The organism is Kitasatospora sp. NPDC048296, assembly GCF_043201815.1.
Classification (GTDB): domain Bacteria; phylum Actinomycetota; class Actinomycetes; order Streptomycetales; family Streptomycetaceae; genus Kitasatospora.
The window spans coordinates 12,130-37,329 of record NZ_JBICZB010000024.1; the positions used below are offsets into that span (position 1 = coordinate 12,130).

At 73.1% G+C, this 25,200-nt stretch carries 30 protein-coding genes, 1 pseudogene and 1 riboswitch; of the genes and pseudogenes, 18 read left to right on the forward strand and 13 right to left on the reverse strand.

All coding sequences use genetic code 11. From position 1 onward, the window contains the following. The first annotated feature begins 62 nt into the window (after positions 1-62). Positions 63-1,220 (forward strand): RNA-guided endonuclease InsQ/TnpB family protein, encoded by a 1,158-nt coding sequence (locus tag ACGF12_RS16500; RefSeq protein WP_393029662.1) that lies wholly within the window; start codon positions 63-65, stop codon positions 1,218-1,220. A gap of 130 nt (positions 1,221-1,350) precedes the next feature. Here ACGF12_RS16500 and ACGF12_RS16505 read toward each other — a convergent pair whose 3' ends face one another. After that, positions 1,351-1,683: a metalloregulator ArsR/SmtB family transcription factor gene (locus tag ACGF12_RS16505; protein ID WP_393029665.1), complete on the reverse strand. Its 333-nt coding sequence runs from the start codon at positions 1,681-1,683 to the stop codon at positions 1,351-1,353. Between the two features lie 207 nt (positions 1,684-1,890). Here ACGF12_RS16505 and ACGF12_RS16510 point away from each other — a divergent pair, with 207 nt between their 5' ends. Next, on the forward strand, positions 1,891-2,454 hold the full coding sequence (locus ACGF12_RS16510; RefSeq protein WP_393029668.1) for a dihydrofolate reductase family protein: 564 nt from the start codon (positions 1,891-1,893) through the stop codon (positions 2,452-2,454). A gap of 88 nt (positions 2,455-2,542) precedes the next feature. On the opposite strand, the gene sigJ is transcribed toward ACGF12_RS16510, so the two are convergent. Beyond that, entirely contained in the window at positions 2,543-3,481 is a 939-nt protein-coding gene (gene sigJ / locus ACGF12_RS16515; protein ID WP_393029671.1) for an RNA polymerase sigma factor SigJ, read from the reverse strand. 100 nt (positions 3,482-3,581) lie between these two features. Here sigJ and ACGF12_RS16520 point away from each other — a divergent pair, with 100 nt between their 5' ends. The 4 genes from ACGF12_RS16520 to ACGF12_RS16535 all read left to right on the forward strand — a co-directional run bounded on the left by ACGF12_RS16520 (position 3,582) and on the right by ACGF12_RS16535 (position 7,773). Continuing rightward, complete coding sequence (locus tag ACGF12_RS16520; protein ID WP_393029674.1) at positions 3,582-3,953, forward strand: hypothetical protein; 372 nt, start codon at positions 3,582-3,584, stop codon at positions 3,951-3,953. Positions 3,954-4,106: 153 nt separating this feature from the next. Further along, on the forward strand, positions 4,107-5,135 hold the full coding sequence (locus tag ACGF12_RS16525) for a phosphotransferase family protein (protein WP_393029677.1): 1,029 nt from the start codon (positions 4,107-4,109) through the stop codon (positions 5,133-5,135). Then, positions 5,136-6,347, forward strand: coding sequence for an acyl-CoA dehydrogenase family protein (locus ACGF12_RS16530; RefSeq protein ID WP_393029680.1), 1,212 nt, complete (start codon positions 5,136-5,138; stop codon positions 6,345-6,347). Between the two features lie 169 nt (positions 6,348-6,516). After that, entirely contained in the window at positions 6,517-7,773 is a 1,257-nt protein-coding gene (locus tag ACGF12_RS16535; protein ID WP_393029683.1) for an alpha/beta hydrolase family protein, read from the forward strand. A gap of 21 nt (positions 7,774-7,794) precedes the next feature. Here ACGF12_RS16535 and ACGF12_RS16540 read toward each other — a convergent pair whose 3' ends face one another. The 3 genes from ACGF12_RS16540 to ACGF12_RS16550 form a co-directional block, all read right to left on the reverse strand. Next, positions 7,795-8,214: a molybdopterin-binding protein gene (locus ACGF12_RS16540; RefSeq protein ID WP_393029686.1), complete on the reverse strand. Its 420-nt coding sequence runs from the start codon at positions 8,212-8,214 to the stop codon at positions 7,795-7,797. 217 nt (positions 8,215-8,431) lie between these two features. Beyond that, a complete protein-coding gene (locus ACGF12_RS16545) occupies positions 8,432-8,911 on the reverse strand; it encodes a ricin-type beta-trefoil lectin domain protein (protein ID WP_393029689.1) in 480 nt (159 codons plus the stop codon). A gap of 242 nt (positions 8,912-9,153) precedes the next feature. Then, positions 9,154-9,567 carry a winged helix-turn-helix transcriptional regulator gene (locus ACGF12_RS16550; protein ID WP_393029692.1) on the reverse strand — a complete coding sequence of 138 codons (414 nt, stop codon included), beginning with the start codon at positions 9,565-9,567 and terminating at the stop codon, positions 9,154-9,156. Between the two features lie 81 nt (positions 9,568-9,648). On the opposite strand from ACGF12_RS16550, the gene ACGF12_RS16555 reads away from it, so the two are divergent. Next, on the forward strand, positions 9,649-10,467 hold the full coding sequence (locus ACGF12_RS16555; RefSeq protein ID WP_393029695.1) for an NAD(P)H-binding protein: 819 nt from the start codon (positions 9,649-9,651) through the stop codon (positions 10,465-10,467). Here the strand turns inward: ACGF12_RS16555 and ACGF12_RS16560 are convergent. From ACGF12_RS16560 to ACGF12_RS16575, 4 genes are all read right to left on the reverse strand, one after another. Then, positions 10,451-11,392 (reverse strand): ADP-ribosylglycohydrolase family protein, encoded by a 942-nt coding sequence (locus ACGF12_RS16560; RefSeq protein WP_393029698.1) that lies wholly within the window; start codon positions 11,390-11,392, stop codon positions 10,451-10,453. The genes ACGF12_RS16555 and ACGF12_RS16560 overlap by 17 nt on opposite strands. Before the next feature lie 282 nt (positions 11,393-11,674). Continuing rightward, entirely contained in the window at positions 11,675-12,646 is a 972-nt protein-coding gene (locus ACGF12_RS16565; RefSeq protein ID WP_393029701.1) for an NADPH:quinone oxidoreductase family protein, read from the reverse strand. After that, positions 12,643-13,428 (reverse strand): SDR family oxidoreductase, encoded by a 786-nt coding sequence (locus tag ACGF12_RS16570; RefSeq protein WP_393029704.1) that lies wholly within the window; start codon positions 13,426-13,428, stop codon positions 12,643-12,645. Before ACGF12_RS16570 ends, ACGF12_RS16565 begins: the two co-directional genes overlap by 4 nt. Continuing rightward, on the reverse strand, positions 13,425-14,183 hold the full coding sequence (locus ACGF12_RS16575) for an SDR family oxidoreductase (protein WP_393029706.1): 759 nt from the start codon (positions 14,181-14,183) through the stop codon (positions 13,425-13,427). Before ACGF12_RS16575 ends, ACGF12_RS16570 begins: the two co-directional genes overlap by 4 nt. 200 nt (positions 14,184-14,383) lie before the next feature. Here ACGF12_RS16575 and ACGF12_RS16580 point away from each other — a divergent pair, with 200 nt between their 5' ends. Then, entirely contained in the window at positions 14,384-15,010 is a 627-nt protein-coding gene (locus tag ACGF12_RS16580; protein ID WP_393029709.1) for a TetR/AcrR family transcriptional regulator, read from the forward strand. 55 nt (positions 15,011-15,065) lie between these two features. Here ACGF12_RS16580 and ACGF12_RS16585 read toward each other — a convergent pair whose 3' ends face one another. Beyond that, complete coding sequence (locus ACGF12_RS16585; protein WP_393029712.1) at positions 15,066-15,698, reverse strand: LysE family transporter; 633 nt, start codon at positions 15,696-15,698, stop codon at positions 15,066-15,068. Between the two features lie 202 nt (positions 15,699-15,900). On the opposite strand from ACGF12_RS16585, the gene ACGF12_RS16590 reads away from it, so the two are divergent. Both ACGF12_RS16590 and ACGF12_RS16595 read left to right on the forward strand, forming a co-directional pair. Continuing rightward, positions 15,901-16,530 (forward strand): maleylpyruvate isomerase N-terminal domain-containing protein, encoded by a 630-nt coding sequence (locus tag ACGF12_RS16590; protein ID WP_393029715.1) that lies wholly within the window; start codon positions 15,901-15,903, stop codon positions 16,528-16,530. 78 nt (positions 16,531-16,608) lie between these two features. Next, on the forward strand, positions 16,609-16,980 hold the full coding sequence (locus ACGF12_RS16595) for a hypothetical protein (protein ID WP_393029717.1): 372 nt from the start codon (positions 16,609-16,611) through the stop codon (positions 16,978-16,980). Between the two features lie 250 nt (positions 16,981-17,230). Here ACGF12_RS16595 and ACGF12_RS16600 read toward each other — a convergent pair. Next, positions 17,231-17,449 (reverse strand): annotated as a pseudogene (locus ACGF12_RS16600) (GH25 family lysozyme); the annotation flags it as partial. A gap of 66 nt (positions 17,450-17,515) precedes the next feature. On the opposite strand from ACGF12_RS16600, the gene ACGF12_RS16605 reads away from it, so the two are divergent. The 4 genes from ACGF12_RS16605 to ACGF12_RS16620 all read left to right on the forward strand — a co-directional run bounded on the left by ACGF12_RS16605 (position 17,516) and on the right by ACGF12_RS16620 (position 20,900). Next, positions 17,516-18,055 (forward strand): hypothetical protein, encoded by a 540-nt coding sequence (locus ACGF12_RS16605; RefSeq protein WP_393029720.1) that lies wholly within the window; start codon positions 17,516-17,518, stop codon positions 18,053-18,055. 203 nt (positions 18,056-18,258) lie between these two features. Then, positions 18,259-18,414, forward strand: a riboswitch (cyclic di-AMP (ydaO/yuaA leader). A gap of 7 nt (positions 18,415-18,421) precedes the next feature. Next, a complete protein-coding gene (locus ACGF12_RS16610) occupies positions 18,422-19,123 on the forward strand; it encodes a LysM peptidoglycan-binding domain-containing protein (protein WP_393029723.1) in 702 nt (233 codons plus the stop codon). An 890-nt stretch (positions 19,124-20,013) separates the two neighbouring features. Continuing rightward, positions 20,014-20,571: a GNAT family N-acetyltransferase gene (locus ACGF12_RS16615; protein WP_393029725.1), complete on the forward strand. Its 558-nt coding sequence runs from the start codon at positions 20,014-20,016 to the stop codon at positions 20,569-20,571. 35 nt (positions 20,572-20,606) lie between these two features. Beyond that, the gene (locus ACGF12_RS16620; protein WP_393029728.1) at positions 20,607-20,900 is read left to right on the forward strand and encodes a hypothetical protein; all 294 of its coding nucleotides are present in this window, start codon (positions 20,607-20,609) and stop codon (positions 20,898-20,900) included. A gap of 74 nt (positions 20,901-20,974) precedes the next feature. Here the strand turns inward: ACGF12_RS16620 and ACGF12_RS16625 are convergent, their stop codons facing one another. After that, the gene (locus ACGF12_RS16625; RefSeq protein ID WP_393029731.1) at positions 20,975-21,601 is read right to left on the reverse strand and encodes a hypothetical protein; all 627 of its coding nucleotides are present in this window, start codon (positions 21,599-21,601) and stop codon (positions 20,975-20,977) included. A gap of 128 nt (positions 21,602-21,729) precedes the next feature. On the opposite strand from ACGF12_RS16625, the gene ACGF12_RS16630 reads away from it, so the two are divergent. The 3 genes from ACGF12_RS16630 to ACGF12_RS16640 all read left to right on the forward strand — a co-directional run bounded on the left by ACGF12_RS16630 (position 21,730) and on the right by ACGF12_RS16640 (position 23,161). Beyond that, a complete protein-coding gene (locus ACGF12_RS16630; RefSeq protein WP_393029734.1) occupies positions 21,730-21,960 on the forward strand; it encodes a hypothetical protein in 231 nt (76 codons plus the stop codon). Positions 21,961-22,055: 95 nt separating this feature from the next. After that, entirely contained in the window at positions 22,056-22,550 is a 495-nt protein-coding gene (locus ACGF12_RS16635) for a hypothetical protein (RefSeq protein WP_393029737.1), read from the forward strand. Then, complete coding sequence (locus ACGF12_RS16640; protein WP_393029740.1) at positions 22,547-23,161, forward strand: class I SAM-dependent methyltransferase; 615 nt, start codon at positions 22,547-22,549, stop codon at positions 23,159-23,161. Before ACGF12_RS16635 ends, ACGF12_RS16640 begins: the two co-directional genes overlap by 4 nt. A 212-nt stretch (positions 23,162-23,373) precedes the next feature. Here the strand turns inward: ACGF12_RS16640 and ACGF12_RS16645 are convergent, their stop codons facing one another. Further along, the gene (locus ACGF12_RS16645; protein WP_393029932.1) at positions 23,374-23,781 is read right to left on the reverse strand and encodes a winged helix-turn-helix transcriptional regulator; all 408 of its coding nucleotides are present in this window, start codon (positions 23,779-23,781) and stop codon (positions 23,374-23,376) included. A 93-nt stretch (positions 23,782-23,874) separates the two neighbouring features. Between ACGF12_RS16645 and ACGF12_RS16650 the strand changes: the two genes are divergently transcribed. Then, complete coding sequence (locus ACGF12_RS16650) at positions 23,875-24,624, forward strand: SDR family NAD(P)-dependent oxidoreductase (RefSeq protein WP_393029743.1); 750 nt, start codon at positions 23,875-23,877, stop codon at positions 24,622-24,624. The last annotated feature ends 576 nt before the right edge of the window (positions 24,625-25,200 follow it).

The following is a 25,200-nucleotide window of genomic DNA, read 5'->3' on the forward strand; positions in this document are numbered from 1 at the left end:
CTTCCATGTGCTCTGGCCTCCCGGTTTGATTTTTCGATTTTGCGCGAAATACGTTCTTTCGCGTGAAGATCGTTGTCCGGGTGAAGCTGGAGCTGTCGCCGTATCAGGCGGACGCGCTCGCTGCGACGCTGCGCGCGTGCAACCGGGCCGCGAACCACATCTCTCGCGTCGCCTTCGAGAAGAAGGAGATCCGGCGCAATGGCTTGCAGCCGCTGGTGTACCGGCACGTCAAGGACGAATACGAGCTGGGAGCGCAGGCCGCCGTGCGGTCGGTGAAGAAGGTCTGCGACGCCTACGCCACGCTGCGGGCGAACCTCAAGGCCGGGAACCTGGGGCCGAAAGGGTCGAAGCGACGGAACAAGGCCGAGTCCAAGCCGATCAGCTTCCGTGACGATGCGGCGCAGCCGTTCGATGACCGGATGCTGTCGTGGAACACCGACACGAGGACCGTGTCCATCTGGACCATGGCCGGGCGGTTGAAGGGCATCGGGTTCCGCTGCTCTGTGGACGCGCTCAAGATGATTGCCGACCACCGGCGGGGCGAGTCGGATCTGGTGGTTCGTGACGGCTCCTGGTACCTGTTCGCGACCTGCGACATCCCCGAACCTCCGGTCTCCGAACCGGCCGACTGGCTCGGTGTGGACCTCGGGATCGTCAACATCGCCACCACCTCCGACGGCACGGTCATGTCCGGGCGTCGTCTGGAGCGCTACCGCAAGCGGATGCGCGCTCTGACCGCGAAGCTCCAGGCCAAGAAGACCAAGAACGCGAAACGCCGGTTGAAGGCGATCCGCCGCCGTGAGCAGCGGTTCGCCACCGACACCAACCACCGCATCTCCAAGTCCATCGTCACGACCGCTGAACGCACCTCGCGCGGGATCGCCCTGGAAGACCTGACGGGCATCCGCGAGAGGGTCAAGGCCAGGCACGACCAGCGGTACCGCCTCCACTCCTGGGCGTTCGCCCAGTTCGGAGCCTTTGTGGAGTACAAGGCCCAGCGCGCCGGGGTTCCCGTCGTGCACGTCAACGCGGCCCACACCTCCCGTCAGTGCTCCGCCTGCCGGCACACCCACAGACAGAACCGAGTGGACCAGGCCACGTTCGCGTGCCGCTCCTGCGGGACGACCATGCACGCGGACATCAACGCCTCCCGCAACATCCGCCACCGTGCGGCTGATGCGTGGCAGCGGGGCGCAGTCAACCGCCCCAGCAGCGTCTAGCGCTGCTGAGACGAGGTGACCACCGGTGGGGCGACTCATCGGGCACATGGTTAACCTCAAGCCCGGTCCTTCAGGGCCGGGTCGTTGACCAGTAGCCGTCGTTCAACGACGCTGGACAGTCGTGGCTGCCTCATGACCCCTCGCTCTGCGCCCCGGGGCGCCATTTGGTGTGGCGAAGCACGATCTGCTCGGGGCAGACGGCGCTGAGGAACCGGCCGATGCAGGTGGCCAGGCGATCCTCGGCCAGCGCGTAGAAGATCCGGTTGCCTTCCCGTCGCTCGGTGACCAGTCCGGCTCCCTTGAGCACGCCGAGATGCCGTGAGATCGAGGGCGCACTGATCGCGAACCTGGCTGCGATCTCGCCGGCCGCGAGCTCACCGCCTCTGAGGTCCTCGAGGATCTGGCGCCTCGTCGGATCGGCGAGAGCACGGAACGCTCCCGTCTCGTCCTGAGCTTCTGTCATACCCAACATTTAGCACCTTGGCTAAATATCTAACAAGGGGTTCCGCGACCTCCGTCGGCGGTTTGAGCCTGGACACGATAGGTGGAACCGGCGGGGCGTGGTTAGCTGGCGGTTTCTGGTCGATGGGACACGCTTGTCGGCACCAAGTGGTCACGCTTCCTGCAACCAGCCGCGAGGTGCCAGCGAGGTTACCGAGGAGGGCTTCTGATGCGCAGCGTGACCTACTCGATGGGCGTCTCACTCGACGGCTACATCGTCGGGCCGGGCGGCGGCTTCGATTGGGCGGCGCCGGACGAGGACGTCTTTCGCTTCTGGATCGACGAGATCCGAGAGGTCGGCGTCCACCTGTTGGGACGACGGCTGTACGAGACGATGCTGTACTGGGAGACCGCCGATCAGGATCCATCGCTCGACGACTCGATGCTCGAGTGGGCCGCGCTCTGGAAGCCGCTCCCGAAGGTGGTGTTCTCCACCACGCTGTCGGCGGTGCAGGGCAATGCCCGCCTGGCTTCCGGCGGTCTGATGGAGGAGATCGAGCGGTTGCGAGCCGAGCCGGGGGAGGCGGAGATCGCGATCGGCGGCGCGACCCTCGCCGCCGAGGCGGCCGGATCGGGTCTGATCGACGAGTACCGGGCCATGGTCTACCCGGTGCTGGTTGGCGGTGGCATTCCGTTCTTTCCCCAGCGCGAGCGCCGGGTGGATCTCGAACTCGTCGAGACCCGCACCTTCAGCTCGAGAGTCGTCTACGTCCGCTACCGCGTGGCGCGCTAGTCAGCTCGTCGCGGAGCAACTCCGCAGAGCCCCTGGACCTGCCGGCAGCCGGTCGCCAGGCCAAGACCAGCTCCGACCTGAGAAAGCACTACCAGGGCGCCGATGGGTCCCGCAGCCAGGGCCCGAGCTTCTCCGGGTTGCGGACCGCCCAGATCCGGGTGACGCGGCCGTCGGTGACGTCGAACGAGGCCACCGTCATCACCACACCGTCGCGCCGGGCCACCAGGCCGGGCGCGCCGTTGACCGACCGCTCCAGGAGCTCCAACCCCGGGGCCTTGTCGGCGATGGCGACCATGTACTGGGCGATGCGCGCGCCGCCCTTGACCGGGCGCAGGGCGGCCCCGACCATGCCGCCGCCGTCGGCGGTCATCATGGCGGCCGGGTCGAGGACGGCGACGAGCGCCGCGATGTCCTTGCTCTCCCAGGCCTCCTTGACGCGTCGCACGGTGTCGGCCCGCCCCGCCGAGGGCACCGGGGTGGGCGCGCCCGCCACCCGCCGCCGGGCGGAGGACGCCAACTGCTTGCAGGCCGCGGGGGTGCGGCCGAGGACGTCGGCGATCTCCGCGAAGGGGTAGCGGAAGACGTCGTGCAGGACGAAGGCCACCCGCTCGGCGGGCGTCATCGACTCCAGGACGACGAGGAAGGCCATGGCCACCGATTCGTCCAGGACGATCTGGTCGGCGAGATCGGCGAGGCCGGTGGCACCGACGAGGTCGCCGGGCCGGCCGAGGCCCCGCTCGGCGCGGTCCGGCAGCGGCTCGGGCAGCCACACGCCGACGTAGCGTTCCCGCCGGGCCCGCGCCGAACCGAGCAGGTCCAGGCAGATCCGGCTGGTGACGGTCGTCAGCCAGGCACCGGGGGAGGCGATCTCCTCCTGCCGCCGCCGCGGCAGCGCGTACCAGCGCGTGTAGGCCTCCTGGACGGCGTCCTCGGCCTCGGCCAGCGAACCGAGCATGCGGTAGGCGATGTTGAGCAGTTGGCGTCGTTCGCCGGCTATCGCGTCGGCACCCGTCCCCGCCGTCCCCATGCCCCCGACCGCCTCCTCGCCTTACCTTCCGCGGGCCCGCGTCGTCGGACCGGTGAGACCCTATCGATCCACTGCCCCCGGGCGGAAAGAGGACGGCGACATGGCGACCCAGACGACGACGGCACGGCGTGGCTTCCCGCTCCTGCGGATCGCGATCGCGCTGCAGACCCTGACCATCTTCCTGCAGGCGGTCTCGGCCGGACTCCTGCTGACCACCTCCTACGGCGAGACGCTGCACAGCGCCGGCGCCCGGGTGATGTACGCGGCGTCGATGCTGTACGTGCTCGCGGCGGTGCTGGCGTGGAAGCCGGGCGGCGGCCCGCTGCGGCCGGTCCGGGAGGCATCCGGCTTCCTGGTCCTCGCCTCGGTGCAGGTCGTGCTCGGGATCGCGCACGTGCCGGCGGTCCATCTGCCGCTGGGCGTCCTGATGTTCGGGCTGAGCGTGCTGGCCCTGGCGCGACGCTCCGGCTGACCCGTCGGCCGACTGTCGGCGCTCACAAATCGGGTGTCCCGGGTCGCAGGAGCATAGGAGCGTGCATGCGGGGTGGCATTGACATGGGGCGGCACTGGGATCGATGCTAAGCAAGCGCTTAGTCACCCGCATCCGCCCCCGAGGAGCCGCCCGATGCCCGAGACCCCCGCCGACCCGCCGGGCCTGGACCTGGCTCGCCTCCGCACCCACCTGGACCGCGAGCTGCCCGGCGCCGTCCAGGGCCCGCTGCGGGCCGACCTCATCGAGGGGGGTCGCTCCAACCTCACGTACCTCCTCACCGACGGCGCCTCCCGCTGGGTCCTTCGCCGTCCCCCGCTCGGGCACGTCCTCGCGACCGCCCATGACATGGGCCGCGAGTACCGCGTCATGTCCGCCCTGCGCGGCACCGGGGTGCCCGTTCCCCGCATGCTGCTGATCGACCACGACACCGACGTGCTCGGCGCGCCCTGGTACCTCATGGAGTACGTCACCGGCACGGCGCACCGGGACCGTGAAACGCTGGCCGCTCTCGGTGAGCGGCGCGTCAACGCGCTCGGCCGCCGTCTGGTCGAGACCCTGGCCGCCCTGCACCGGATCGACCCGGCCGCCGTCGGTCTCGCCGACTTCGGGCACCCCGACGGCTACCTGGAGCGCCAGCTGCGCCGCTGGTCCAAGCAGCTCGCCGCCTCCCGCAGCCGCGACCTCCCCGACCTCGACCGGCTGCACGCCCTGCTCGCCGAGCGCCTGCCGACCTCGCCCGCGCCCGCCCTGGTGCACGGCGACTACCGGCTGGACAACGTCCTGGTCGACGACGGCGACACGATCACCGCCGTCCTCGACTGGGAGATGTCCACCCTCGGGGACCCGCTCACCGACATCGGCCTGCTCGTGATGTACACCGAGCTCGCCGGCGTCGGCGGCGGCATCATCCCCTCGGCCATGACCGCCCCCGGCTTCCCCAGGCCCGACGAAATCGTCTCCTACTACGCCGAGTTGACCGGCCGACAGGCCGCCGACCTCGACTGGTACGTGGCCTTCGCCTCGTTCAAGCTCGCCGCCGTCGCCGAGGGCATCCACTTCCGCTTCCAGCAGGGCCGCACCCTGGGCGCCGGGTTCGAGCGCGCGGGCGAGATGGCCCCGATCCTCGCCCGGCACGGCCTGAGCACCCTCAAGGAGAACTGAATGGACTTCGCCTACGACGCCCGGACGAACGAACTCCGCGAGCAGCTGCTCGCCTTCATGGACGAGCACGTCTACCCGGCCGAGCCCGTCCTCGCCGAGCAGCTCGCCGACCCGGCCCGCGGGGCGTGGGCCGTCCCGCCGGTGATCGCCGAGCTCAAGACCGAGGCCCGCAAGCAGGGCCTGTGGAACCTCTTCCTTCCGGGCGCGCACGGCGCCGGGCTGACCAACCTCCAGTACGCGCCGCTCGCCGAAATCACCGGCCGCAGCCCCCAGTTGGCCCCGCCCGCGCTCAACTGCGCGGCCCCCGACACCGGCAACATGGAGCTGCTCGCCGAGTTCGGCAGCGCCGAGCAGAAGGAGCGCTGGCTGCGCCCGCTGCTGGACGCCGGGATCCGCTCCGCCTTCGCGATGACCGAGCCCGAGGTGGCCTCCTCGGACGCCACCAACGTCGCCACCCGGATCGTCCGGGACGGCGACGAGTACGTGATCAACGGCCGCAAGTGGTACATCACCGGGGCGATGAACCCGGACTGCAAGATCCTGATCGTGATGGGCAAGACGGACCCGGACGCCGAACCGCACCGTCAGCAGAGCATGATCCTCGTCCCGCGCGACACCCCGGGTGTCACCTTCAAGCGCGGCATGACGGTCTTCGGCTACGACGACTCCGACCACGGCGGCCACGCCGAGGTGCTCTTCGAGGACGTCCGGGTGCCGGCGGAGAACCTGATCGGCGAGGAGGGCACGGGCTTCGCCATCGCCCAGGCCCGGCTCGGCCCCGGCCGCATCCACCACTGCATGCGCGCCATCGGCATGGCCGAGCGGGCGTTGGAGCTGATGTGCCGCCGGGCCAGCGCTCGTGTCGCCTTCGGCCGTCCGCTCTCCGAGCAGGGCGTGATCCAGGACTGGATCGCCGAATCCCGGGTCCGCATCGAGCAGTTGCGGCTGCTCGTCCTCAAGACCGCCTGGCTGATGGACACCGTCGGCAACCGCGGCGCGCACACCGAGATCCAGGCCATCAAGATCGCCACCCCGATCACCGTCGAGTGGATCCTCGACAAGGCCGTCCAGGCCCACGGCGCCGGCGGCACCGGCCAGGACACCCCGCTCGCCCAGCTCTGGGCCGGCGTCCGCAGCCTGCGCCTCGCCGACGGGCCGGACGAGGTGCACAAGCGCTCGCTGGCCCGCCGGGAGCTCAAGAAGTACCGGTGACCCGCAGCCGGTGATCCATAGGCGTCATACCTGGGCAGCAGGGGTGAGTTGGCTCCACGGTATGACGGCCGCGGCCCGTCCGCGCCCGTACTGTCTCCCGCATGCCAGGTCGATACGGAGAGGTCGACCGGAGATGAGGGGAGACGCGATGGTCAGGCGAGGACGGGCTGTGGCGGCGGTACTGCTGGCGGCGTCGGCGGCGCTCGGAGTGACGGGCGCGCCCGGGGCGCTGGCGGCACCGGAGGACGCCGGTGGCCAGCGGCAGGCCACCGCGTGGCTGCCGCGGCCGACCGGGCCGTACCCGATCGGCACCACCACCCTGCAACTGACCGACGAAGATCGGGAGTTCCCGCTGAAGCCCGGGAAACCCCGCGAGCTGATGATCAGCTTCTGGTACCCGACCGCCCGCCCCGCCACCGGCGCCGACCGCGCCCGCTACATGGAGCCCGCGGCCGCCGCGCACTTCGGCAGCGCCGGGAGCGTCGGCCAGAAGGACTACGGCTTCGAGGCCGGCCGCACCGACTGGGCGGGCATCCGCACCCACGCCCGCGCCGACGCGCCCGCCCTCCCGGGCGGCAAGCGCCCCGTCGTCCTGTACTCGCCCGGCCTCGGCGACCCGCGCACCTGGGGCACCGCCCTGGTCGAGGACCTCGCCTCGCGCGGCTACGTCGTCGTCACCATCGACCACACCTGGGAGGCCTCCGAGGTCCAGTTCCCGAACGGCGACCTGGCCACCTCCGTCTTCCCCGAGCTGCTGGACAAGCCCGACCTCGACATGGGTCAAGTCCTGCGCACCACGGTGCAGACCCGCGTCGACGACACCCGCTTCGTGCTCGACCAGCTCGCCGGGCTGCGCCGCGACCGCAGCCTTCCGGCCGGCCTCGCCGACTCGCTCGACCTCGACCGGATCGGCATGGTCGGCCACTCGGGGGGCGGCTCCACCGCACTGCAGACCATGCACGACGACCCCCGGATCGCGGCCGGGATCAACCTGGACGGGCAGCTGCACTTCCCCGGCCCGGACGGCCACACCGGCGTCTTCCCGCTCAGCGTCGCCCAGGACGGCCTGGACCGCCCCTTCCTGCTGATGGGCACGCGGAACGCGGACTCCGGCAGCTACCACCAGCAGCCCGGCTGGGACGCCCTGTGGCAGCACAGCACCGGCTGGCACGCCGACCTCACCATGGAAGGCTCCCGGCACGGCTCCTACACCGACGCGCAGTCCCTGCTCCCGCAGCTCGCCCGCCAGGGCGCGATCAGCCCCGAGAAGCTGGCCGAGGACGTCGGCGACATCCGCCCCGACCGCGCCGAGCTGGCCACCCGCAGCTACGTCGCCTCCTTCCTCGACCGCTGGCTGCGCGGCCACGACGACCACCTGCTGGACGGGCCCTCGGCGCGGTTCCCGGAGATGACGTACGAGCGGTAGGGGAGTCCCGTCCGCGGTGGGTCACGCCGTGGCGAGCGAGACCTCGGTGGCCTTGATGAGCGCGACGACCGAAGAGCCGGCCTCCAGGCCGAGTTCGGTCGCAGCGTCCTTGGTGATGGCCGCGGTCAGCTCGCCGCCTTCGACGGACACCTTCACCGTCGCCATGGCGGCCCCCGCCGCCACGTCGACCACTGTGCCGGGGATCCGGTTGCGGATGCTCAGACCGGCCACCGGTCCGGTCGCGAGCGAGACCTCCGTGGACTTCACCATGGCGCGCACCGCAGCGCCCTCGGCGAGCCCGAGGTCCTTCACGGCGTCTGCGGTGACGGCCGCCGTGATCTCCTGACCGCCGTCCAGGCGGGCCTTCACCGTCGCCATCGCCTCACCGGTGGTGACGGAGGTGACCGTGCCGGGGAACTGGTTGCGGATGCTCAGGCTCATGGGAACCGACCTCGCGAGAAAGGGGGGCAGGAACTCCTCCTGCCTTGTGTTGACCACCGTAATCACGCGGCCAGGAGCCTGCGGAAGCCTCCTCGCGCGTGCGAGTGGGCACCACCGAATCCACCCGCAGATCGGAGCCCACCGATCCTGGGTGGACGGCACTGCGCGGGAAGTCGGCCGGGCCGACTTCCCGCGCAGTGGGCAGGGCAGTGGGGTATCAGGCGAGCGCCAGGCTGATCTCGTCGTTGAAGACCACCCAGTGCTGGCCGGGGTCGGTGATGTTACACGGCTTCGTGCTGACGTTCGGGGTGCCCCAGGTATTGGCGAGGCAGTAGGCCGGGTCGAAGGTGAGGGAGATCTGCTCGCCCGAGACCGTCCAGTACTGCCCCGAGTCGTTGGGGTTGCACGGCTTCGTGGAGACGAACGGGGACTGCCACGTGTTGGCGAGGCAGTAGCCCCGCGCGTTGCTGAGGGAGATCTGCTCGCCCGAGACGGTCCAGTGCTGGCCGGGGTCGCCGGTGTTGCACGGCTTCGTGCTGACGTTCGGGGTCTGCCAGGCGTCGGCGAGGCAGTAGGCACCGGGGGTGCGCGGGGTCGAGTGGGTGGCGTCCGAGGCCCCCGCCTGACCGGCGGGCAGGAAGGAGGCCGTGAGTGCCAGGGTGGCGACGGCGAGAGTCTTGCGGAGGGCGATTGCCATGGGGGCAGTTCCGTTCTCGCTGAGGGCCGTGCGGTTCGCGCACGATCAGGGTGTGATGTCACAGCTCAGGCCCGAGTGCGATGCCAATTGGAACATCGCTTGCCCTCGAACTAGCAGAGCCGGGCGGTGCATTCACCTGAACGGGTAGCCACGGAGGATCTGGCGTTGACCTCGCCGGGCATGACACTGAGGACTGTCCGACAAATGATCACCTGACTGGTTCGCATGTGATCGGACAACCCTCAGCGGATCTCCGAGCCCGGGTTGGCCTCGTCCCAGGCCGCGCGCGAGTCGACGATCGCGTCGTGGTGGTCGTAGGACCAGTCCACCATCGCCCGCACCAGGTGGGTCAGGCTGTGCCCGAGCGGCGTCAACTCGTACTCCACCTGCGGCGGGACGGTCGGGTGGACGGTCCGCGACACCAGGCCGTCGCGCTCCAGCCGGCGCACCGTCAGGGTCAGCATCCGCTGGGAGATCCCCGGCAGCGCCCGCTGCAGCTCGCGGAACCGCCGTACGCCCTGGGCGAGTTCGACCACGGTTAGCACCGACCACTTGTCGCCCAGCCGGCTCAGCAGGTCGCGGATCCCGCAGTCCACGCCGTCCTCGCACCACACGACGGGACGGGGGGTGGTTACCGCGGTGTGTCCTACGGACATGGAAGTGCCTCCTTACGCCGGACGCCCAGGCTATCGAGGATGGTCGCGTAGCCAACGGCCGATCATCCCTGGAGGGGAACCATGCTGCTCGTCACCGGTGTCAACGGAGGTCTCGGCGCCCTCGTGCTGGAGAGGCTCGGTGGGCGCGAGGGCGTCCTCGCGGGGAGTCGGACGCCCGAGCGGGTGCCGGCCGAAGTACCCGCCCGGCTGGTGGACTTCGACCGGCCGGAGACCCTGACGGAGGCCTTCGCCGGGGTGACGACCCTGCTGCTGATCTCGGCCGGCGCCGCCGAGGACGACGTGGTGATCGCCCGGCACGGCGCGGCGATCGAGGCGGCGGAGAAGGCGGGCGTCGAGCACGTCGTCTACACCAGCCTCTCGGGCGACGGCGACCACCTGCCCTACGCGCTCGCGCACCGCTGGACCGAGCGGCGGCTGCGCGAATCCGCCGTGTTGCGTTGGACGGTGCTGCGCAACGGCCTCTACGCGGAGCTGCTGGCCGCGATCGCCGCGCCCGGCCCGGACGGGGTGATCACCGCGCCGCTCGGTACCGGACGGCTGGCGGCGGTGGCCCGGGCGGACCTCGCCGAGGTGGCGGTCAACGTCGCCCTGGCGCCCGCCGCGCACGCGGGCCGCACCTACGAGCTGGTGGGGGAGCGGGCGGTGGGCGGCGCGGAGGTGGCCGAGGTGCTCGGCGCGGAGTACCGCCCGGGCGGGCTGGGAGAGGCCCGGACGGCGGTGGCGGCCTCGGGCGCGCTGGACTTCCAGGTGCCGATGGTGGTCGGCACCTACTCGGCGATCGCCCACGGCTTCCTGGCCGGCCCGGGCGGGCCGGGCGACCTGGCGGCGCTGCTCGGCCGCCCGCCCCGCCCGGCCCTGGAGGTCATCGCGGGCCGCTGACCTCGTCGGCGGCCTGCGCGACCCAGTCGGGCAGCGGCTCGCGGCAGGCCAGCCAGACCTGCGGCACCCGCGCCAGTCCGGTGCGGGCCGCGACCACGCCGCCGGTGATGGCGCAGGTGGTGTCCACGTCGCCGAGGCCCTCGGCGGTGGTCCACAGCGCGTCGGTCAGGCTGTCCAGGTGGTGCGCGGCGGACCACAGGGCGAAGGGGACGGTGTCGCTGGCCGTGATCCGCTGTCCGTTGCCGAGGAGGTCGGCCGCCCGCCAGGGCTCGGTGTCCGCGGGCAGCCCGGCGGCGCTGCGCAGCCCGTCGCGGACGGCGCCGGCGGGGGTGCGGTCGGCCACCGCCGCCAGCAGCTCGGCGCTGGCGGGCGCGGGCCCGGTGCGGCCGCGGGCGGCTAGGGCCGCCGCCAGGGCGACCGCGACCGCCCCGGCCCCGCCCTCGGGGTGTGCGTGGGTGACCTCGGCGGACAGCGCCGCCTGCTCCGCCGCCTCGTCGAGGTCCGCGCAGAACCAGGCACCCAGCGGTGCCACCCGCATGGCCGCGCCGTTGCCGAGGCTGCCCTGACCGTCGAACAGCTCGCGCGCCCCGGTACGCCAACTTCCGGGATTCTCGGCCAGCTCGGGCAGCAGCAGGTGCATGCCGTGCCCGTAGCCGCGGCCCGGGTCGGCCAGGTAGGTGGCCCCGAAGGCCTTGGCGAGGCGCTCCTGGTGCACCGCGTCGAAGGCGGTGAGGACCCCGTACACCGACAGCGCCATCGCGGTGTCGTCGGTCCAGTGCCAGGGTCCTTCCTGCGGCGTGCGCCGGGCCCGGATCTGGTCGAACGCCTCCCGGGGCGTCCGGAAGAGGGGGAACCAGCGCTCCCCGAATCCGTCCCCGAGGGCCAGGCCCTCCAATGAGTCGCGAGCGGCGGAAAACGATGTCATCCCGGCATCCTGGCAGGGGCCGATTCCTTCCCGCACCCGGATTCCCGGCGGCGCGGGGCGCTGGAGTGACCGTCAGGGCGGCTGCGCGGAGCGCCGGGTTGCCGGGTGTCGATGCGGGCGTGGGCGGTCGGCCGGTGGAGCGGGAGCCGTGGAGGTCTCCCACGGCGCCCTGCGGGGGACGCCGAGCCGGCCGAGTGGACCGCCATCCTCGACCTCGACCAGCCCGACCCCGACGCCGACCCGCTGGAGCGGGCCGAGCGCGGTCTGCTACTCCCCGGCCTGCTAATCCCCGAGGACGGCGATCCGGCCGGTGCTCAGTCCGTCGGCCACCCGCTGGACGGCGTCCGCTGCGCCGGCCAGCGGCACCCGGGCACTGATCAGCGGCCGGACCACGCCCTGCTCGGTGAGCTTGGTCAGCTCGTCGTGGGCGGCGCGGACCGCGCGCGGGTCGTGGGTGTTGTAGAGGCCCCAGTGCAGGCCCAGGATCGAGTAGTTCTTCACCAGGGCGTGGTTGAGCGCCGGCGCCGGGATCTGTCCGGCGGCGAATCCGACCACCACGATCCGGCCCTCGAAGGCGACGCACTTGGCGGAGCCGGTGTAGGCGTCGCCGCCGACCGGGTCGAACACCACGTCCGCGCCGCGTCCGCCGGTGGCCTGCTTGACGGCGGCGACGAAGTCTTCGGCCGTCCGGTCCACCACCAGGTCGGCGCCCAGCGAACGCGCTGTCTCCGCCTTGGCCGCGCCGCCGACCACGGCGATCACCCGCGCCCCGGCGGCCCGGCCCAGCTGCACCGCCGCGCTGCCGACCCCGCCGGCCGCCGCGTGCACCAGCAGGGTCTCGCCGACCCGCAGCCGGGCCCGGCGGTGCAGGGCGAACCAGGCGGTCTGGTAGCCGATGTGCAGCGCGGCCGCCTCGGCGTCGTCCAGCGCCTCGGGGGCCGGGAACGCGGCCGCGGCGTCCAGCAGCGCGTACTCGGCGAAGGCGCCGTGCGGCAGCACCGGGTTGCCGATCACGCGCTCGCCCCGCCGGGCGCCGTCCGTGACCTCGCCGCACAGCTCCACGCCGGGCGTGAACGGCAGCGGCGGGCGGACCTGGTAGTGCCCGCGCACCATCAGGGCGTCCGGGAAGTTCACCGCCGCCGCCCTGACCCGGACCAGCAGCTGGCCCGGGCCGGCCACCGGCCGCGGCACGTCCTCGGCGAGCCGCATCACTGCGGCCGGCTCGCCGAGCTCACCCACCTGCCAGGCCCTCACAATGTCTCACTCTCCTCCAGGCCCCGCTGGAGCCGGTTCATCCCGGCGATCCAGCGCTCCGGTTCGCTCGCCCGGATGCGGTAGTACTCGGCGACCTCCGGGTGCGGCAGGATCAGGAAGCGGTCGTGGCGCAGCGCGTCCATCACCTCCTCGGCGACGTCCTCCGGGTCCAGCGCGGTCGGGGCGAGCAGTGCCTCGCCGACCGGGCCGGTCGAGGCCAGCATGTCGGTGCGCACGCCCTGCGGGCAGAGCGCGTGCACCCGGATGCCCCGGTGGCGGTAGGTGGCGGAGAGCCATTCGGCGAAGGCGAGCGCGCCGTGCTTGCTGACCGCGTACGGGGCCGAGCCGAGCATGGTGAGCAGCCCGGCGGCGGAGACGGTGGCCAGGAACCGGCCGTTTCCGCGCTCCAGCCAGCGGGGGAGCAGCAGTTCGGCGGCCCGCACGTGCGCCATCACGTTGACCTCCCAGGCGCTGGCCCAGGCCGCGGCGGGGGCGTCGGCGCCGCCGACTGGGGCGACGCCGGCGTTGGCGCACCACAGGTCGATCTCGCCGAGCGCGGCGCGGGCCCGGCCGACCAGGGTGGCCAGGCCGGTGGCGGAGGCGGCGTCGCCGGGCAGGGGGGTGCCGCCGCACTCCTCGGCGACCTTGCGGGCGGCCTCGGCGTCCAGGTCGTTGACCACGACCCGGGCGCCGGCCTCGGCGAAGGCCTTGGCCAGGGCGGCGCCGATGCCCCGGCCGGCGCCGGTCACCACCACGCCCTGGTCCGCCAGGTCGTCCGTCACAGGCCACCGCCGAGGGTGACGCCGCCGTCCACCACGAGGGTCTGGCCGGTGATCCAGCCGGCGTCGGAGGAGAGCAGGAAGGCGACCGCGCCCGCGACGTCCTCGGGGACGCCGAGCCGGCCCAGCGGGTAGGCCTTGGTGACCTCCGCCTCGCGGCCCACGTACAGCGCCTCGGCGAACTTGGTCTTCACCAGGGCGGGGGCGACGGCGTTGACCCGGATGCCCTGCGGGCCCAGTTCGGCGCCGAGTTCGACGGTGAGCCGGATCAGGGCGGCCTTGCTGACGCCGTACATGCCGATCCCGGCCGAGGCGCGAATGCCGGTGATCGAGGCGACGTTGACGACCGAGCCGCCGTGCTCGCCCATCCACGCGGCGTGCGCCCGGCGGATCCAGGCCAGCGGGCCGAGCACGTTGACGGCCATGATCTTGGCGGCGGCCGCGTCGTCGGTCTCCAGCACCGGCCCGTAGACCGGGTTGATGCCGGTGTTGTTGACCAGGTGGTCGAGCCGGCCGAAGGCCTCCAGGGTGCGGGCGATGGCCTCCTCCTGGTGGGCCGGGTCGTCGGCCTTGCCCGCGACGGCGATCGCGTTGTCCGGGCCGCCCAGGTCGCGGACGGCCTCGGCGAGCGGCTCCGGGTTGCGGGCGGTGAGGCAGACCTTGGCGCCGCGGTCGACCAGCTCGCGCGCGATGCCGAGGCCGATGCCCCGGCTCGATCCGGTGACGACGGCCACCTGGCCCTTGAAGGAGTGCACCACGGAGGGTCCTGCCTTTCGCGCGAGGATCCTGAATCCCGGATCCTGAGGGACGGGCGCTGACTAAGCGCTTGCTCAGCATGGTGTCGGTGCGGGAACCTGTCAACAGTCGGCGGGCGCCACAGCCCGCCGGTCGACCGGCCCGACGGTCCGCACAGCGGTCGGCGGGAATGCCTGTACGAGTCTTCTGGGAGGATGGCGCCATGACCAGAACGCCCATCGCCGACCTCTGGCCGACCCTGCCCGGCGCCGACACCCGCCCCGAGGCGGCGTACCGGCTGCTCCAGGCGGCCGTCGAGTCGTTCGCGGAGCGCGGCTTCCACGCCACCACCACCCGGGACATCGCCACCGCGGCCGGGATGAGCCCGGCCGCGCTGTACATCCACTACCAGTCCAAGGCCGCGCTGCTCGCCGAGATCAGCCAGGCCGGGCACGCCGCGACGCTGGCCCTGGTCCGGGCGGCGACGGCCGGGGACGGCGGCCCGGCCGAGCGGATGCGGCGCCTGGTCGAGGACTTCACCGTCTGGCACGCCCGGGCCCGGACGGTCGGCCGGGTGGTCAACTACGAGCTTCACGCGCTGCCCGAGGACGCCTACGCGGTGGTCGCGGCGCTGCGGCTGGACATCGAGCGCGAGGTCAGCACGCTGATCGAGGCGGGCGTGGCGGCGGGCGAGTTCGAGGTCTCGGAGGTGCGCACGGCGGCCCGTGCGGTCACCTCGCTGGGCATCGACGTCTCCCGCTGGTACACCGAGCGCTCCACCGAGACGCCGGAGGAACTCGGGCGCCGCTACGGCGAGTTGGTGCTGCGGATGCTCGGCGCCCGGCTCTGACGGGGATGCCGGGAGGGCTTGCGGGGAGGGCCCCTCAGGGCTGAGCGCCGCGGGCTCACGCCGCGCCGATCAGCAGGCGGACGGCGAGCCAGCCGACCAGGGCGGCCGAGCCGAGGGCGGTGAGCAGGCGGCCGCGGGGGCCGGTGAGCGCCCGGCCGAGCAGCGCGCCGCAGGAGGCGAGCAGCAGCTGCCAGCTGGCGGAGGCGGCGAAGGCGGCGGCGGTGAACACCGCCCGGGCGAGCGGGCCCGAGATAGCGCCGTCCCGGCTCCCGCTGCCCAGGACGAGGGCGGCGAAGTAGAGCACGGTCAGCGGATTGAGCAGGGTGATCCCGAGCAGGGTGAGGTAGGCGCGGAGCGGGCCGGGCGGCGCCTCGGCCGCGAGCGTGGCGGTCGTCCGGCGGCTGCGCAGGGCGGTGGCGGCGGTGCGGGCGGCGAGCGCGAGCAGCACCAGGGCCGAGGCGAGTCGCAGCGGCCCGGCGACCGGTTCGAGCAGCGGCGCCAGGCCGGTGCCGCCGACGGCCGCGAGCAGCGCGTACAGCCCGTCCGCGGTGGCCACGCCGAGCGCGGCGCAGGCGCCGGTGCGCAGCGAGCTGCGCGCGGTGAGCGAGACCAGGTAGGCCCCGACGGCCCCCACCGGTACGGCCACGCCGTACCCGGCGAGCAGCCCCGCGACCAGCGCGGCGCTCACGCGTGGGCGCGGTCGGGCCTCCGGGGACGGCCGGGCTGCTGGACCGGGGTCGGGCGTACGGCGGTGGTCACGGGCAGCGGGCGGGCGGGGGTATCGGTCATACGCCGATCGTCGCGGCCGGAACGCCAGGGCGGCAAGTGGGTTTCCGTGGCCGCAGGGTAGCGTGGGGCACTCCGGTGACCACGTGTGCGAAGGAGATCCGATGACCAGTCAGAACAACCCCGTGCGCGCCATGTTGGCGGAGGCCTGGGCCTCCTGGGCCGAGCGTGGCGCGGCCCTGTCGGCGGAGGACTGGGACCGGCCCACCCGGCTGCCCGACTGGACCGTCCGGGAGCTGTACGCGCACGTGGCGCCGGTGCCGGAGATGTTCACCGGGCTGCGGGTGGCGGTGCTGGACGGCCCGGCCGAGGTGACGAGCGGGGCGGGCATCCTGCGGGCGTTCAACCGGCCGGGCGGGATCGCCCACACTGCCGCCGGGCAGGTCGCCGACCTGGCCAAGCAGGCGGCCGAGGCGGCCGAACCGGCCGTGCTGATCGCCCGGTTCGGCGTCGAGGGCCCGGCCGCCCTGGCCGGACTCGCCGACCTTCCGCCCAGCACGGTGGTGGCGCACCCGCTGCTCGGCAGTGCCACGGTGGGGGCGCTGGGCGAGGTGGCGCTGATGGAGGCGACCGTCCACCTGCTCGACCTGATCGCGGCGGTCGGCGGTCCGGCGCCCGCCGAAGGGGCCCTGAACTTCACCCGTGACCTGCTGGCCGAGGTCGCCGATCCGGTGGCGTTCATCGAGGCGGCGGCGGGCCGCAGTGCGGGGCCGGTGCTGCCGGTGATCCGCTGATCCGGCCGTCCCTTCTGTGTCGTTCGCTCTGGTCAGTCGTATGATCTGCACCAGGAAACGGCAGCAGTGGGGGCGTCGGTGGATTCGTTGTGGGGCCTGTTGTGGTTGGCGCCGGCCGTGCTCTACGGCGGCGGGTCGGTCGCCGGCCGGGTGCGCAAGGGGCTGAAGGTCCGTCACAGCCGCAAGCTCGAACTGCTCGACACCCAGCACCGCCAGCGCCTCGCGCTGGAGGAGGCCAACCGCCCGCCCGAGCCGGTCTGCGGCTGCACCCACCACCTGGCCAAGCACGACAAGCAGGGCCGCTGCCACGAGGTGGTCGAGACGCCCACCGCCTGGGACGCCGACCGCCGGCCGGTGCGCTACGAGCCGGGTCAGTGCAACTGCCAGCAGTACGTGGGCCCGGAGCCGCTGGGCACGGTGTTCGCCCCGGAGCTGGTGGACCCGCGCTGATCGGCTCACGCTGGTGGACCCGTGCTGAACGGGGAGCGGGGGGCGCCCCCCCCCCGGGGGGGGGCGGGGGGGTGGGGGGGGCCGCGGCGCGCGCGCCGCGGGGGGGGGGGGGGGGGGGGGGGCCGGGTGCGGGGGGGCACGTGGTCCGCCCGGGCGGGGGGGGCCCGGGGGGGTGGGCCCCACGGGGGGGGCCCGGGGGTGACGGGGGGGCGGCCGCCCCCCCCCGGGGGGCGGCGGCCGCTCGTTCGCGTCAGCCGAGCGCGAGCGCGCTCAGGCGGTCGGAGGCGCCGTTGAACAGGTCCTGGTCGCCGGGGAAGGTGCCGGAGTCGGCGAACTGCCAGAAGGTCTGGTAGCTCCAGCCGTTCGGCAGGGTGCCGACGGTCGAGGAGTAACGGGCGATCCACAGCGGGTTGGTGGCGCCGAAGCCGCCGTAGTTGCCGGTGCAGCTCGACCACCAGTTGGTCGTGGTGGCGGCTCGAGGCCCGGCTTCCCCGCCTCGCTCTTGTTCAGCGAGCAGGACGATGTGGCGGCCGTCATGCTTGCCAACACCGCGGCCGGCCTCGACCAGGTGGCCCGCGACCTGATCGGGATCACCGCCGAGCCCGAGCTGCGGGTCCCCGAGCCCTGGCGGCCCTTCGCCGATACCGACCCGGAGCTGCTACCGCTGACCGGCCCCTGGTGCTGGGGCGCCGGCGCGGTCGCGCCGCACCTGCGAGCCGGCCGTGTGCTGGAGCTCACAGCGCTGGGCGGCGCGCCCCGCACCTCACGGTTCCAGCCCGAGCCGGACGGGACCTGGACCGGGCTGGACGGCTACTGCGCGGGCGAGCCGTTGCGCGTGGTGCACCGGGCCGACGGCACGGTCGACCACCTGGACCAGGCCGACTTCCTCTGCACCCGCACCCCGTACGACCGGCAGCCGAGGTGTCGGGCGGCGTCGATACGCAGGGCTGGCAGGCGGGCTGACTGTCGCTCAGGTCGGCGTGCCCCAGGACGGGCGCGCCGGGCCCGAACCCGCGACCCGCACGGCGCACCATCGGGCGGTGGCCGCCGAACTGGGCCCGGCGGCCCGCACTGACGCGCACCCATAGGGGCGTTATCGAATCGTTATCAAGCACTATTGTGGATCATTCGGGCAATCCGGCCGGGCCGTGACCCAGCTCACGAGGGCTTGTGCTATTGGCTCCGTGCCGTTTACGGTCCTTCTCGTTCGTCTCCGTACGAAACGAACCCCGCTCTCCGGAACGCCGAATCCTGCCGCCGGATCGGGCGGGCACGTGCATCCATGAAGCACCGCGGCAGGGGCGGGGGACCCACAGGTAAGTCGCCTCATCCGGACTGGTTCCGGCGGGGCTAGGGGTGAAGCCGCGTCTCCGCGCGGCCGGGCAACTCCAGCCCGAACCCGACAGCTCACCTCGTAGGCGTGTGAGAGGAATCGCACTTCATGCTGCCCGTCAACGCTCGCCCCAGCCTGTTCGCCGTCGGTTCCGTCAAGCGCATCGTCGCGGCCGCCGTGGTCGTCGGCGTCGGCGCCGGCATCCCGGTGGTCGCCGCCACCGCCGCGAACGCCGCCCCCGTCAAGCCCGCCCCGGCGCACTCGGCCCCGGCCGCCGCCCCGCAGGCGCCCGCTGTCTACACCGTCCGGAGCGGTGACTCCCTCACCAAGATCGCTACCACGCACAACGTGCAGGGCGGCTGGCAGAAGCTCTACGACCTCAACAAGTCCGTGCTGACCAAAGGCCCGGGCAAGATCTACCCGGGCCAGCACCTGACCCTGGGCGGGGCCGCCCCGGCTCCGGCCAAGCCGGCCGCCAGCAGCCCGCTGGCCGCCACCCCGGCCGCCCCGGTCGCCAACACCCCGGCCGCGCTGCAGGCGCTCGCCGCCTCGATCGTCCCGGCGAACCAGCTGGCCTCGTTCGACCAGATCATCAGCCACGAGAGCGGCTGGAACATCCACGCCACCAACCCGAGCTCGGGTGCCTACGGCCTGCCGCAGGCGCTGCCCGGCAACAAGATGGCCTCGGCCGGTTCCGACTGGCAGAACAACCCCGCCACCCAGCTCAAGTGGGCCCTGCAGTACATGAACACCGTCTACGGCAGCCCGAACGCCGCCTGGGCGTTCTGGCAGGTGCACAGCGCGTACTGATCGGACCTCTCCCGATCGGTACGGCCTGATCGGACCTGATCGGCCTATTCGAACCGATGGGTCCGGGCGAGTACCGCCCGTCGGCCGGATGTCCGGCGGCTGACGGGCCGCCAAGCGGCCACCTGACCGGCCCGGTTCACGTAGCGATGCGTGAGCCGGGCCGTCGGCGTACCCCGGGGTCCGGACGGGACCGCAGCGCAGTCAGTCCGCCGCGCCGTAGCGCACCAGGTACTCGGCGGACACGGCGACGTCCTCGTCCCCCAGTCCGTGAAGCGCTCGGTGAACGACTGCCGTCGCGCCTCGTACACCTCGCGCAGCAGGGTCCGGCCGGCCCCAGGCCCGGGGCCTGGGTGACGGCGAGCGAGGCGAGGGGGGCGGTGCCGGAGCGGCCCTCGTGGGCGGCGACGGTGGAGCCGGCGAAGTCGCGGTCGGGGTGGAAGGCCGTACGGCCCTCGGGGGCAGGGGCAAGAGGGGCGGGATCGGCCGCGTACGCGGGCGCGGCGACGCCGGCGACCAGGGCGGTCGCGGCGGCGAGCGCGGCCACTAGGGGCAGCCGGCGGCGGGCGGCGGATCTGGTGGTACCGGTGGGGCGGACGGAGCGGGAAGAGCGGGGCATGGACACTCCTCTGGTTCCGGTGCGACGGCCCGCGGCGCTGTGGCCCAACGGGACCGGTACGGCCGGTGGTCGGTCCGGCCGGGGAGCAGGGTGGCCATGTACCCGCCAGTGGCGCCAGGTGTCCGGTGCCACTCCCTGAACCCGCGTCACACGGCGCTGGGCGCCATCGCCCGGCGCGGGTGCCCCGCCCTCGGGGTGCGGGTGCCCGAACCGCGCGGTACGGGTGCTGTGGCACCATGCCCGGACGTCGACTTTTCCGAGGAGAGGAACCGCCATGTCCGAGATCGCCACCGGGCCCGCCGGGGAGCCCGTCTTCCGCGTCGCGACCGTCGCCGACGTCCCGGCGCTGGTCGAGCTGGTCGAGTCCGCCTACCGCGGTGAGGTCAGCAAGGCCGGCTGGACCACCGAGGCGGACCTGCTGGACGGGCAGCGCACCGACCCCGCCAGTGTCACCGAGGCCGTCGAGGACTCGGAGGGCGTCGTGCTGCTGGTCGAGCGCGACGGCGAGCTGGTCGCCTGCTGCCAGCTGGAGCGGCGTGCGGACCGCGCCTACTTCGGCATGTTCTCGGTGCGCCCCACCCTGCAGGGCGGCGGGATCGGCCGGGTGGTGCTGGCCGAGGCGGAGCGGGTGGCCCGGGAGGAGTGGGGTGTGGCGCTGTTGGAGATGAAGGTGGTCGAGCAGCGCGCGGAGCTGATCGCCTGGTACGAGCGGCGCGGATTCCGTCGCACCGGCGTCTACAGTCCGTTCCCGTACGGGGACGAGCGCTTCGGCATCCCGCGCCGACCGGATCTGCGGTTCGAGCAGCTGACCAAGGAGCTGAAGGCGGTGTGAGGAGGGGCTGATTCGTCTACCTCGGCGACACCCCGATGCCAGGCAAGGACGCCCCCACCTTCCTCGCGGCCTCCGACGGCCGCTCCGACGCCTGCTTCTTCCCGCGCGACACCGCCTTCGAGCCCGACCCGCTCCTCGACGGAGGCCTCGCGGCCCGCTACGGCGTCCGGACCCTGGACCTCGGTCCGCTCCTCTGCCCGGGCAGCGGTCCCGGCTGCCCGGCCGTCCTGGGGGGCGTGGTGCTCCACCGGGACACCGGGCACATCACGGACACCCTCGCGCGGGTGCCTGCGCCGCGGCTGGACAAGGGGTTGCTGGGCGCGCCGTGATGCCCCGGGCCGACGCGTTCCCGCGAGCCTGACCGGTCCGGCGGCCGGGTTCGGGCCACCGGACCGGAGACCGCTCAGCCGTAGATGCTGTGGCAGAGGCGCGCCTGTTCGGAGCCGGCGGGCCAGCGGCCGACGCGTTCGGCCTGGTCGCAGATGCCGCCCGGGCCCAAGGTGGGGATCGAACCGCCCGGGGGCGGTGGGGCGGCGTGGGCGGACGGGCTGGGGCGCGGGGTGCGGCCGGGCTTGGGGCGGGGACTGGCCGTGGCGTGCTGGGCGTCGGCCGGCTCCGGCTCGGCCGGGGCGGCCGTCACGGCCGGGGCGGCCGCCTGGGACGTCGGCTCGCCCGTGCCGCCTAGCTGGGCGATCGCGGGGGCGGGCGACGGCAGCGGGGAGGGCGCGGGCTTCGTGGCCGACGGCGAGACCGGCGGCAGGCCCGTCGGGGTGGCCGCGGAGGGGGAGGCGTCCGGCACGGCCACCACGTGGACGTCGTCGCCCGAGCCCGGGCCGCACATCACCAGAACGGCCGCCAGCAGCGCGAGCGTCCCGCCCGCCGCGACCGCCCACACCTTCCGGGAGCGCCGCGGCGGCGCCTCCGGAGCGGGGGAGTCGGGCGCTCCCGGCGGGGGAGGGGAGGGGACGGGAGGCGGCTGCCAGGCGTTCGGCGGCCACTGCCACTGCTCTCGGGTGGACTGCCCAGTCATGTCTTCGTCCTTCCAGCGCTCCCCCCGCCGTACCTTTCCGTACTCAACGAGCGCGCCGACCCCTGGACATGACCCGGAAGAGGGGTCTGCAGGGGCGCTGATTGCCGTCGCGCCACATGCTGGGGGTCATGGAGACCAACAGCACGACCGCGCCCCTGGTCGAGGTGGCCGACTTCCGGACCGACAGCCGCTACCGCCTCGTCCACTTCGAGGGCCACGGCTGGGAGCCACTCGGCCCCGAGGAATTCGAACCCCGCGTCCACCAGCTCTTCCCCGACCTCGACCCGCACGACCCGGTCAAGGTGCACTGGGCCGACCGTCCCTGGGAATGGCCGGCCTGGCATCCCGGCGAGGCATAGGACGCGTCTTGCGGGTCTTCGGCGGGTCCGCCAGGACCCACCGGACGCGGCCTGAGCCACTGATCACCGAGCCGTCCGTTCGCTACGCTGTCCGGGTGAGCGTGGATCACTTCTGGCGCCGCCTGCCGGGGCGGGCCGTGGACACCTGTTCGTCGGAGGAACTCGGCGAGCTGGTGCCCCGGCACCGCGACGTCCGGTACGACCGGCTGGCCGCCGCCGGACTCGCCCTCGGCGTCCGGCAGACGGCCGTCCTGATGGAGCTAGCCCTCACCGAGAACGGCCTGCACCCCGACCCCGCCGCCCGGCTGCCGGTCTACGGCGGGGGGCGTCGGGAGGCCGGTGGCGAGATGCCGGTGCTGAGCCCCGAGCAGGTCGCGGCCGCCTCCCTGTTCCTGCGGGACTCGGCGCTCGGCGAACTCGTACGCCAGCAGGACACGGTGCTCGCTCGCACGGTCGCGCGCCTCGACTACCCGACGCCCTGGTCCGAGGCCTGGGCGGCCCAGGTGGTCAACGACCTGCGCGAACTACGGGACTTCTTCGCGAGCGCGGCGGCCGCCGGCGACGCGGTGGCCGTCCGGGAGGCGGAATGAGCGCGGCGGACCGGCCGGCGGGCACGGCCGGGTACGGCGAGGCGGCGGAGCAACTCGCCGTCCAGTACGAGAGCGTGAGCTTCACCGAGGTGCACCGCTCGTTGCTGCACCTCTATCCGGCGGCGCCCGCCGCCGTCCTCGACATCGGCGCGGGCACCGGCCGCGATGCGGCCGCCCTCGCTGCCCTCGGCCACCGGGTGGTCGCGGCCGAGCCGACGCCCGAACTGCGGGCCGTGGGGGAGCGGTTGCACGCGGCGTCGGGAGTGCGGTGGGTGGCGGACTCGCTGCCTTCGCTCCCGCTGCTCAGCGCCGAGGGCTCACGCTTCGACCTCGTGCTGCTCACCGCCGTGTGGATGCACCTCACCCCGGCCGAATGCCCGCCCGCGATGGACGCCCTGGCCCGCCTGCTGGCCCCCGGCGGCCGCCTCGCCCTCACCCTCCGCCACGGCCCGGTCCCGCCCGGCCGCCGCATGTTCGATCTCCCGCCCGAGCACACCGTCACCCTCGCCGACGCGCGCGGTCTGCACCTGCTGCACCGGGGCGAGCGCCCGGACCTGCACGGGCGCGGTGGCGTGCACTGGACGGAACTGGTCTTCGAACGGGGGCGGTAGCCCCTCTGCCGTCCGGTACGGGGCTCCAGTGGCTTCGGTGACGTGGGCCAACACGTCGCTGCCGCAGAGGAGTTCCTCGTGCCGATTCCGAACGAGGGCGTCCACGAGGACCGTTGGAACCCGAGGCCCGGCAGGCGGGGGTTCGAAGACAGGCCCACGGGCAGCCGGTGCCACCGCGGGACTCCACCGAACCGGCCCATGGGACCGGCCCGTTACCCGCGCGGTGACGCCTTCTGGCTGTCGTAGTGCTCCTGGGCGGCGAGGAGCTCGTCTCCGTGCCTGCCGAACCACTGGATGAGTTCGGTCAGCGGCCCGGCCAGGCCGGCACCGAGTTCCGTCAGGCTGTAGGTGACCTGGGGCGGGTTGGTGGGCGCGACCTCGCGGCCGACGAGCCCGGCCCGGGCCAGTGCCTTGAGGTTCTGCGACAGCATCTTCTGGCTGATGCCACCGACTCGTTGGTGCAGCTGCGCGAAGCGGTGCGGGCCGGCGATGAGGGCCGAGATGATCAGTGTCGCCCAGCGGCTCGTCGTCTGGTCCATGATCGGCCTGAGCGCGCACTTGTTGTCGAAGGTGTCGTGGGCCAGGAGCCGGTTGGCCGTCGCGACCTGCTGAGGTTCCATCACGTCAGGAGCTTACAAAAAAGTAGGTACTTCCCGATAGTAATGGGCTTTCCTACGGTGACTTCCGCAAGCACCAACGTTCGAGGAGTCACTGTGAGCAGCAGCAACGCACGTACGGCGATCGTCACGGGCGCATCGAAGGGCCTGGGCGCGGGGATCGCCAAGGCACTGGCCGGGACCGGCGCGGCCGTCGTGGTGAACTACCGGGAGGATGCGAAGGGCGCCGAGCGGGTCGTCGCGGGCATCACCGCCGAGGGCGGCCGGGCGATCGCGGTCCGGGCGGACGTGGCCCGCGGCGACGACGTGCGCCGGCTGTTCGATCGGGCGCGCGAGGAGTACGGACCGGTCGACGTGCTCGTGAACAACGCGGCCGTCGCCGCCTTCGCGCCGCTGTCGGGCATCACCGAAGAGGAGTTCCAGCGCGAGATGACGACGAACCTGCTGGGCACGATCCTCACGACGCAGGCCCTGGCCGCGCAGGACGACATCGGCGCCGCGTCGATCATCAACGTCTCGACGGCCGGCACGCTCACCCACCCGCTGTACGCCTCGCTCTACGTCGCCTCCAAGAGCGCCGTCAACGCGTTCACCATCGTCGCGGCCAAGGAACTGGGCCCGCGCGGCATCCGGGTCAACGCGATCATGCCCGGACCGTCGGACACCGAGGGCACCAGGGCCATGGGATTCCCCGGCTCGGCCCAGGAAGTACAGGCGATCGCCGACACCCCACTGGGGCGAACGGGCACCCCGGACGACTACGGCCCGCTGGTGGCCTTCCTGGCCTCCGACGACGCTCGCTGGATCACCGGGGACGTCATCCTCGCGTCCGGAGGCATGCGCTGACACTCCGTCCGTCCGGCGGCGGGCTCCGCCGTCTGCCTGCGGTCGGCGGGCCCCTGCCGCCTGATCGGTGATCGTCCGCAGGACGTACGTGCGGCCGCCGCGCGCAGCCCGCACCTGGTGCACCGGGGCGGGCGCCCGGACCTGCACGGGTGCGGTGGCGTGCACTGGGCGGAGCTGGTCTTCGGGCGGGGGCGGTAGCCCCGCTGCCGTCCGGTACGGGGCTCCAGTGGCTTCGGTGACGTGGGCCAACACGTCGCTGCCGCAGAGGAGTTCCTCGTGCCAACTCCGAACGGGGGCGTCCACGACGAGGTGTCGGGCGGGACGCTCGGACTCGCAGTACAGGCTCAAACCGCGAACGTCACGGTCCAGATGTCTCCGGTACGTATCTGAGCTCGTCGCAATGGTGTCGGGCCACGCGATGGGGTTCGACGGCTTCGGAACCTTCGCTCCGGATGAGGGAGCGATCCGGCCGGTGGCGCTCCATGCCTACACCGCTCGCCATCGCTGACGGTCTCGCTGCGCGGGGATTAGGTTAGGCCGACTTCCCGCGCAGCCATCGGCAGCGGCGGTTAGTGG

Excerpts from the sequence above, each read along its gene's own strand:
- ACGF12_RS16505 (WP_393029665.1), bottom strand. The coding sequence starts at position 1,683 with ATGACAGAAGCTCAGGACGAGACGGGAGCGTTCCGTGCTCTCGCCGAT.
- ACGF12_RS16510 (WP_393029668.1), top strand. The coding sequence starts at position 1,891 with ATGCGCAGCGTGACCTACTCGATGGGCGTCTCACTCGACGGCTACATC.
- sigJ (WP_393029671.1), bottom strand. The coding sequence starts at position 3,481 with ATGGGGACGGCGGGGACGGGTGCCGACGCGATAGCCGGCGAACGACGC.
- ACGF12_RS16520 (WP_393029674.1), top strand. The coding sequence starts at position 3,582 with ATGGCGACCCAGACGACGACGGCACGGCGTGGCTTCCCGCTCCTGCGG.
- ACGF12_RS16525 (WP_393029677.1), top strand. The coding sequence starts at position 4,107 with ATGCCCGAGACCCCCGCCGACCCGCCGGGCCTGGACCTGGCTCGCCTC.
- ACGF12_RS16530 (WP_393029680.1), top strand. The coding sequence starts at position 5,136 with ATGGACTTCGCCTACGACGCCCGGACGAACGAACTCCGCGAGCAGCTG.
- ACGF12_RS16540 (WP_393029686.1), bottom strand. The coding sequence starts at position 8,214 with ATGAGCCTGAGCATCCGCAACCAGTTCCCCGGCACGGTCACCTCCGTC.
- ACGF12_RS16545 (WP_393029689.1), bottom strand. The coding sequence starts at position 8,911 with ATGGCAATCGCCCTCCGCAAGACTCTCGCCGTCGCCACCCTGGCACTC.
- ACGF12_RS16550 (WP_393029692.1), bottom strand. The coding sequence starts at position 9,567 with ATGTCCGTAGGACACACCGCGGTAACCACCCCCCGTCCCGTCGTGTGG.
- ACGF12_RS16555 (WP_393029695.1), top strand. The coding sequence starts at position 9,649 with ATGCTGCTCGTCACCGGTGTCAACGGAGGTCTCGGCGCCCTCGTGCTG.
- ACGF12_RS16560 (WP_393029698.1), bottom strand. The coding sequence starts at position 11,392 with ATGACATCGTTTTCCGCCGCTCGCGACTCATTGGAGGGCCTGGCCCTC.
- ACGF12_RS16580 (WP_393029709.1), top strand. The coding sequence starts at position 14,384 with ATGACCAGAACGCCCATCGCCGACCTCTGGCCGACCCTGCCCGGCGCC.
- ACGF12_RS16590 (WP_393029715.1), top strand. The coding sequence starts at position 15,901 with ATGACCAGTCAGAACAACCCCGTGCGCGCCATGTTGGCGGAGGCCTGG.
- ACGF12_RS16605 (WP_393029720.1), top strand. The coding sequence starts at position 17,516 with ATGCTTGCCAACACCGCGGCCGGCCTCGACCAGGTGGCCCGCGACCTG.
- ACGF12_RS16610 (WP_393029723.1), top strand. The coding sequence starts at position 18,422 with ATGCTGCCCGTCAACGCTCGCCCCAGCCTGTTCGCCGTCGGTTCCGTC.
- ACGF12_RS16615 (WP_393029725.1), top strand. The coding sequence starts at position 20,014 with ATGTCCGAGATCGCCACCGGGCCCGCCGGGGAGCCCGTCTTCCGCGTC.
- ACGF12_RS16620 (WP_393029728.1), top strand. The coding sequence starts at position 20,607 with ATGCCAGGCAAGGACGCCCCCACCTTCCTCGCGGCCTCCGACGGCCGC.
- ACGF12_RS16625 (WP_393029731.1), bottom strand. The coding sequence starts at position 21,601 with ATGACTGGGCAGTCCACCCGAGAGCAGTGGCAGTGGCCGCCGAACGCC.
- ACGF12_RS16630 (WP_393029734.1), top strand. The coding sequence starts at position 21,730 with ATGGAGACCAACAGCACGACCGCGCCCCTGGTCGAGGTGGCCGACTTC.
- ACGF12_RS16640 (WP_393029740.1), top strand. The coding sequence starts at position 22,547 with ATGAGCGCGGCGGACCGGCCGGCGGGCACGGCCGGGTACGGCGAGGCG.
- ACGF12_RS16645 (WP_393029932.1), bottom strand. The coding sequence starts at position 23,781 with ATGGAACCTCAGCAGGTCGCGACGGCCAACCGGCTCCTGGCCCACGAC.